The organism is Streptomyces sp. NPDC045967 (assembly GCF_056430495.1).
Genome location: NZ_JBWKLE010000005.1, coordinates 241,662 through 249,184 on the forward strand (window position 1 = coordinate 241,662; position 7,523 = coordinate 249,184).

A 7,523-nucleotide genomic window follows, 5' to 3' on the forward strand; every position below is an offset into this window, starting at 1 on the left:
TAAGGAGTGTGCTCGCGTGTCTTTCCTTACCTGCCGGTCCGGCCCCGCTCGCCGTCCAGCCCCTCCGCCAGGAGTTCGGCCAGGTGGCGGGCCCGCACCCCGCCCAACTGGGCGATCTGGGTACGGCAGGAGAAGCCGTCGGCCTGCACGGCGGCGTCCGGCGGGGCCGCACGCAGCGACGGCAGGAGCCGCTCCTGCGCGCAGGCCACCGACACCTCGTGGTGGCCCGGCTCGAAGCCGAAGTTTCCGGCCAGGCCGCAGCAGCCACCGCTGAGCTCACCGGTGAGCCCGGCCCGCTCGCGCAGGCGCCGGTCGGCGGCGTCGCCGAGCACGGCGTGCTGGTGGCAGTGGGTCTGACCGGCGACCGGCCGGTCGAGCAGGGGCGGCCGCCAGTGCGGCGCGTACTCCTCCAGGGTCTCGGCGAAGGTGCGGACGGACGCCGCGAGGCGCCCGGCCCGGGGGTCGTCCGGCAGCAGGGCGGGCAGGTCGGCGCGCAGGGCCGCCGCGCAGCTGGGTTCGAGGACGACGACGGGGCCGTGGTCCTCACCGACGGCCGCCAGGGTCCGGCGCAGGACCGTGCGGGCGCGGTCGAGCCGGCCCGTGGAGAGGTAGGTGAGGCCGCAGCAGACCCGCCCGGCAGGGAGGGTGACGGTGAGCCCGGCGGCCTCGAGCACCCGGACCGCCGCGTGGCCGACTTCGGGGGTGAGGTACTCCGTGAACGTGTCCGGCCACAGGGTGACCGGGGACGGGGCCGGGGAGGGGGAGGGAGCCGGGGCGGCGGGCACGGCGTGCGGACGGCCCTGTGCGATCGGGGCCGGGGGCCGGTGCGCGCGCGTGAACGGTTCCGGGGCCAGCTCCGGCAGGGCTCGCTCGCGCGCCAGGCCCGGCACCCGGATCCACCGGGCCAGGGCGTTCGCCGCCCGCGCGGCGCGCAGGCGGGCGATGAGGCGGAGCCAGCCCGGGAGGCCGCCGAGGGTGTAGTGCGCGAGCGGGCGAATGCGGCCCGCCCAGTGCCGGTGCAGGAACTCCGCCTTGTAGGAGGCCATGTCCACCCCCACCGGGCAGTCGCTGAGGCACCCCTTGCAGCCCAGGCACAGGTCCAGCGCCTCGGCGACCTCCGCCGAGCGCCACCCGTCCCGTACGACCTCGCCCGCCAGCATCTCGTGCAGCAGCCGGGCCCGGCCCCGCGTGGAGTGCCGCTCCTCCCCCGTGACCCGGTAGGAGGGGCACATCACGTCCGGTCCGCCCGTACCGGCCGAACGGCACTTGGCGACCCCCACGCACCGGGCCACCTCCCCGGCGAAGGCGGAGTCCGGCAGGACCGCGAAGCGGAGGTTCTCGTCGAGGCGCCCGGGCCGGACCAGCATCCCCGGGTTCATGCCGCCCGCCGGGTCCCACACGTCCTTGTACGCGCCGAAGAGCCGGACCACCTCGGGCCCGTACATCCGCGGCAGCAGCTCCGCCCGCGCCTGCCCGTCGCCGTGCTCACCGGACAGCGAGCCGCCGTGGGACACCACCAGGTCCGCCAGGTCACCGGAGAACTCCCGGAAGCGGGCCACGCCCCGCGCCGACACCAGGTCGAAGTCGATCCGCACGTGCACGCACCCCTCACCGAAGTGCCCGTACGGCGATCCGCGCAGTCCGTGCCGCTGCAACAGCGCGCGGAACTCCCGCAGGTACGCCCCCAGCCGGGCCGGCGGCACGGCGCAGTCCTCCCATCCCGGCCAGGCCATCTCCCCGCCCGGCAGCCGGGTCGCCGTACCGGCCGCGTCCTCCCGGATCCGCCACAGGGCCCGCTGCCCCGCCGGGTCGGTCACCACCACCGCGTCGAGCGCGTCGGCGCCCCGGACGAGCGCGTGCGCCGCGCCCTCGTCCGGCATCTCCACGAACAGCCAGGCCCCGCCCCTCGGCAGGCCCGCGGCGCCGCGCACCAGGTCCTCGGCCATCCCCTCCACGGTGAGCGGCCCGTGCGGCAGCAGTCCGGCGGCCGCGTCGGCCGCCGCGCTCTCGTCCCCGTATCCCAGGACCGCCAGGACCGGCGCGGGCGGCGGCTGCACCAGGCGCACCACGGCCTCGGTGACCACCCCGAGCGTGCCCTCGCTCCCGCAGAAGGCCCGTGCGAGCCCGACGCCCCGCTCGGGCAGCAGCGCGTCGAGGCCCCCGTAGCCGGAGATCCGCCGGGAGAAGCCGCCCGCCATCCCGGTGCGCAAGAGCGCCAGGTTCCCCTCGACCAGCTCGCGCAGGCCCGCCGGGGCGCCCGTCCAGCCCGTGCCGATCCGGTGGGCGGTCCCGCCGTACGCGGTCACCGCCAGCTCGGCCACGTTGTCGGCGGTGGTTCCCCAGGCGACCGAGTGGGCTCCGCACGCGTTGTTTCCGATCATGCCGCCGAGGGTGCAGCGCGAGTGCGTGGAGGGGTCGGGGCCGAAGGTCAGGCCGTAGGGACGCACCGCTTCGCGCAACCGGTCCAGGACCAGGCCGGGCTGGACCACGGCGAGGCGCGCGGCGGGGTCCACGGACACCAGGGCGTTCATGTGCCGGGTGAGGTCGAGGACCACGCCCACGCCGGTGGCCTGCCCGGCGATGGAGGTCCCGCCGCCGCGCGGGACGACGGGGACCCCGGCGGCGGCGCACACGCGCAGCGCGGCCGCCACGTCCTCGGCGTCGCGCGGCGCCACGACGCCGACCGGGACGCGCCGGTAGTTCGAGGCGTCCATGGTCGCCAGTGCGCGCGCCGCCGCACCGAAGTCCACGTCCCCGCGCAGCTCCGCCCGCAAGGCCCGTTCGAGTTCCCCGGGTGTCGTCACGGCGTCCACCCTGCCACCGTCGGGCGCCCGGTGGGCGTCCCACGGGCGTTGCGGGTGCGTCTCATCGGGTGGACGCGGCTCCGGGGGGCGGGCCGGGACCCGATACGCTCCGCTCGTGGCCGAGATCCAGATTCCCGCTGACATCAAGCCCGCCGACGGACGCTTCGGCGCGGGCCCCTCCAAGGTGCGGACCGAGGCGCTGGACGCCCTGGCCGCCACCGGTACCTCCCTGCTCGGAACCTCCCATCGCCAGGCCCCGGTCAAGAACCTGGTCGGCTCGGTGCGCCAGGGGCTCCGGGACCTCTTCTCCCTCCCCGAGGGGTACGAGGTGATCCTGGGCAACGGCGGCTCCACCGCCTTCTGGGACATCGCGACCCACGGGCTGATCGAGCGCAAGTCCCAGCACCTCGCCTTCGGCGAGTTCTCCTCGAAGTTCGCCAAGGCCGCGAAGCTCGCGCCGTGGCTGGACGAGCCGACCGTCATCTCCTCCGACCCGGGCACGCACCCCGAGCCGCGCGCCGAGGCGGGCGTGGACGTGTACGCGTACACCCACAACGAGACCTCGACGGGTGTCGCGGCGCCGATCAAGCGCGTCGCGGGCGCCGACGCCGGGTCGCTCGTCCTGGTGGACGCGACCTCCGGCGCGGGCGGTCTGCCGGTGGACATCACCGAGACCGACGTCTACTACTTCGCCCCGCAGAAGTCCTTCGCCTCCGACGGCGGCCTGTGGCTGGCGGCGTTCTCCCCGGCCGCGTTGGAGCGGGCCGCGCGCGTGCACGCGTCGGGCCGGCACGTCCCGGAGTTCTTCTCGCTGCCGACGGCGATCGACAACTCCCTGAAGAACCAGACCTACAACACCCCGGCGCTGGCCACCCTGTTCCTGCTCAACGAGCAGCTGGAGTGGATGAACGGCCAGGGCGGCCTGGAGTTCACCACCGGGCGTACGGCGGCCAGCGCGCGCCACCTGTACGGCTGGGCCGAGGCGTCGAAGTACGCGAACCCGTTCGTCACCGACGCCGGCAAGCGGTCCGCCGTCATCGGCACGATCGACTTCTCGGACGACATCGACGCGGCGGCCGTCGCCAAGGTGCTGCGCGCCAACGGGATCGTGGACACCGAGCCCTACCGCAAGCTCGGCCGCAACCAGCTCCGCGTCGCGATGTTCCCGGCGATCGACCCGGCGGACGTGCAGGCGCTGACCGCGTGCATCGACCACGTGATCGAGAAGCTCTGACGGCTGTCCGCGGAGCCCCCGGTGACCTCGTGTCACCGGGGGCTCCGTCGTGTCCGGGCGCCCGCCCCGGGACTTCGGCCCTACCGACGACCGCCACCGGGATGCCGACGTCGTGGTGTTCGCGCACCTCACGGGCGAGCGGTGGCCCCCGTACGCGATACCTTCAGGAGTTCTTGGAGGCAGCACAACGTGGAGGCAGCGGCGTGAGCGTGCGAGTGACGGCGGCCCAGAGCGGCGTGGACCCCTTCGGTACGGCCCGGTTGCGGCGCGGGGTGCTCGACGCCTGGGGCGCGGGCCCGGCCCGGTTCCGCGAGGACGCCAACGCGGAGGAGGACCTCGCGCTCGGCGGCTACCGGGACCGGCTGGTCGTGGAGCTGGCGCAGAACGCCGCCGACGCCGCCGCCCGTGCGGGGGTGCCGGGCCGGCTGCGGCTCACCCTGCACGCGGGCGAGGGCGGCCACGCGGTGCTGGCCGCCGCGAACACCGGTGCTCCGCTCGACGCGACGGGCGTCGAGTCGCTGAGCACCCTGCGCGCCTCGGCCAAGCGCGAACCCGCGGGCTCCGGCTCCGGCTCCGGCTCCGGGGACACCGTCGGCCGGTTCGGCGTCGGCTTCGCGGCCGTCCTCGCCGTCTCCGACGAGCCGGCCGTCCTCGGCCGCCACGGCGGTGTCCGCTGGTCCCTCGCCGAGGCCCGCGAACTGGCCCGGGACGCCGCCGTCGGCAGCCCCGGCCTCGGCGACGAACTGCGCCGCCGCGACGGCCACGTCCCGCTGCTGCGCCTCCCGCTGCCCGCCGAGGGCTCCGCCCCCGACGGCTACGACACCGTCGTGGTCCTCCCCTTGCGCGACGCCGCCGCCGAGGACCTCGCCGAACGGCTCCTCACCGGCATCGACGACGCCCTGCTGCTCACCCTGCCCGGGCTGCGCGAGATCGTCGTGGAGACACCGGCCGGCCCGGCCCGCACCCTGTTCCGCCACGACGAGGGCCCGCACACGGTCATCGAGGACTCCCGGGCGGGCACCAACCGCTGGCGCACCGTCCGCCACGGCGGCCCCCTCGACAAGGCCCTGCTCGCCGACCGGCCCGTGGAGGAACGGCTGCGGCCCGCCTGGTCGGTGTCCTGGGCCGTGCCCGTCGACGCCGACGGCGCGCCGCTGCGCCCGGCCACCCTGCCCGTGGTGCACGCGCCGACCCCCACCGACGAACCGCTGGGCATCCCCGCCCTGCTCATCGCGACCCTGCCGCTGGACACCACCCGCCGCCACCCCGCCCCCGGACCGCTGACCGACTTCCTCGTGGAGCGCGCGGCCGACGCCTACGCCGAACTCCTCGGCTCCTGGGACCCGGTGGGCACCGGCCTGGTGGACCTGGTGCCCGGCCCGCTCGGCAAGGGCGAGCTGGACGGCGCCCTGCGCGCCGCCGTGCTCCGGCGGCTGCCCCGTACGGCCTTCCTCGCGCCCGCGGCGCCGCCCGAGCACCCGGAGGAGCGCAACGCCCTGCGCCCCTTCGAGGCCGAGGTGGTGGAGGGCGCCGGCGCCGACACCGTACGCGTCCTCGCAGAGGTCCTGCCGACGCTGCTGCCGGCCGGCCTGGAGCGCCGCCCCGAGCTGCGCACGCTCGGCGTGGGCCGGCTGCCGCTCGGCGACGCCATCGAGCGGATCGCCGGCATCGAGCGGACCCCGCAGTGGTGGTACCGGCTCTACGACTCCCTCGCCGGGGTCGACCCGGACCGGCTGTCGGGGCTGCCCGTGCCGCTCGCCGACGGCCGCACCACGATCGGGCCGCGCCACGTCCTCCTGCCGTACGCGGACACCCCGGCGGACCTGGCCCGGCTGGGGCTGAAGGTGGCCCACCCGGACGCCGCGCACCCGCTGCTGGAGAAGCTCGGAGCCCTGCCGGCCACCGCCCGCGCCGTCCTGACCACCCCGCAGGTGCGGGCCGCCGTGGCCGGGTCGATGGACGCGGGCGAGATCTGGGACGAGGACGCGCTGGACCCGGAGGAACTGGCCGACGTCGTCCTCGGACTGGTCCGGGACGCGGATCTGGCGCCCGGCGACGAGCCGTGGCTGGGCGCGCTGGCCCTCCCGGACGAGGACGGGGAGCTGACCCCGGCCGGTGAACTGCTGCTGCCCGGCTCGCCGCTCGCCTCGGTGATCCGCGAGGACGAAGTGCCGTACGTGGACGCCGAGCTGGCCGCCCGCTGGGACGCCGACACCCTCACCGCGGCCGGTGTCCTGGCCGCGTTCCAGCTGGTCCGCGCCACGGACGTGGTGCTCGACCCGGACGAACTGGAGCCGCGCGAGGGCGATTTCGCCGAGCCGGACGACGCGGGCCTGCTGGACGCGGTGGACGTGTGGTGCGAGGACGTCCTGGACCAGCTGCCCGACACCCCGGTGCCGCCGGTGGCCACCGAGCTGGTCGCGGTCCGCGACCTCGACCTGGTCGACGACGACTGCTGGCCGCAGGCCCTGGCGATGCTCGCCCGGCCCCCGCTCCGGGACGCGCTGACCCAGCCCGTGCGCGTCCTGCTCCCGGACGGCACCACGCAGTCGGTGCGCCCGTACACCGCCTGGTGGCTGCGCGACCACCCGGTGCTCGACGGCCGCCGCCCGGCCGGTCTGCGCGCGGCGGGCGGCGACCCGCTGCTGGCGGGCCTCTACACCCCGGCCGACGCCACCGGCTTCGAGGACGAGCAGGTCCTGCGGGCCCTCGGCGTACGGACCACCGTGGCGGCCCTCCTGGACGAACCGGGTGGCGCGGCCGAGCTCCTGGCCCGTCTCGCGGACCCGGACCGCGAGGTCACCGGCCGCCAGCTGCACGGCCTGTACTCGGCGCTGGCCGACCTGGACCCCGAGCAGGTCACCCTCCCGGACGAGCTGCGCGCGGTGGTGGACGGCGAGGTACGGGTGGTGGACGCGGCGGACGCGCTCATCGCCGACGCCCCGGACCTGCTCCCCCTGACGCGGGGCCTGCCCCTGCTCCCGGTCGCCCCCTCCCGGGCGGCGGACCTGGCGGAGCTCCTGCAGGTCCGGCGCCTCTCGGACACGGTGCCGGCGGAGGTCACCACCCCCGGCGAGGAGCACGAGGTTCCGGAGCCGGTCCGCGTCCTGCTCGGCCCCTCGACCCCGGCCACCTACGTGGAGCACGGGGAACTGATCGCGGGCGGCGTCGAACTGGACTGGCGCCGCACCCCGGACGGCACCCTGCACGCCTCCACCCTGGAGGGCGTCGCGGCGGGCCTGGCCTGGTCGGCGGGCCAGTGGCCCCGCCGCTTCGAGGTGGCGGCCCTCCTGGAGGACCCGTCCCGCACGGCGGAACTGGCCCGGGACCGGTGGTTCGACTAGGACGGGTACGCGGCGGGAGGGGGGGGGTGGCCCCCCCCCCCCCCCCCCCCCCCGCACCCCCCGTCCCCCCCCCAGGACGCGCACCCGATCCCGACCCCCGCCCCCCCGGTGAGGGAGACCTCTGTCCCCCGTATCGTCCCC

3 protein-coding genes are annotated in these 7,523 nt (G+C 76.5%); 2 read left to right on the forward strand and 1 reads right to left on the reverse strand.

The window, feature by feature from the left end:
- Positions 1–26: 26 nt before the first annotated feature.
- On the reverse strand, positions 27–2,948 hold the full coding sequence (locus AC07FY_RS13945) for an FAD-binding and (Fe-S)-binding domain-containing protein (protein WP_479005086.1): 2,922 nt from the start codon (positions 2,946–2,948) through the stop codon (positions 27–29).
- Here AC07FY_RS13945 and serC point away from each other — a divergent pair.
- A complete protein-coding gene (serC, locus tag AC07FY_RS13950; protein ID WP_479005089.1) occupies positions 2,920–4,038 on the forward strand; it encodes a phosphoserine transaminase in 1,119 nt (372 codons plus the stop codon). The two genes, AC07FY_RS13945 and serC, sit on opposite strands and share 29 nt — an antisense overlap.
- Before the next feature lie 203 nt (positions 4,039–4,241).
- On the forward strand, positions 4,242–7,382 hold the full coding sequence (locus AC07FY_RS13955) for a sacsin N-terminal ATP-binding-like domain-containing protein (protein ID WP_479005092.1): 3,141 nt from the start codon (positions 4,242–4,244) through the stop codon (positions 7,380–7,382).
- The last annotated feature ends 141 nt before the right edge of the window (positions 7,383–7,523 follow it).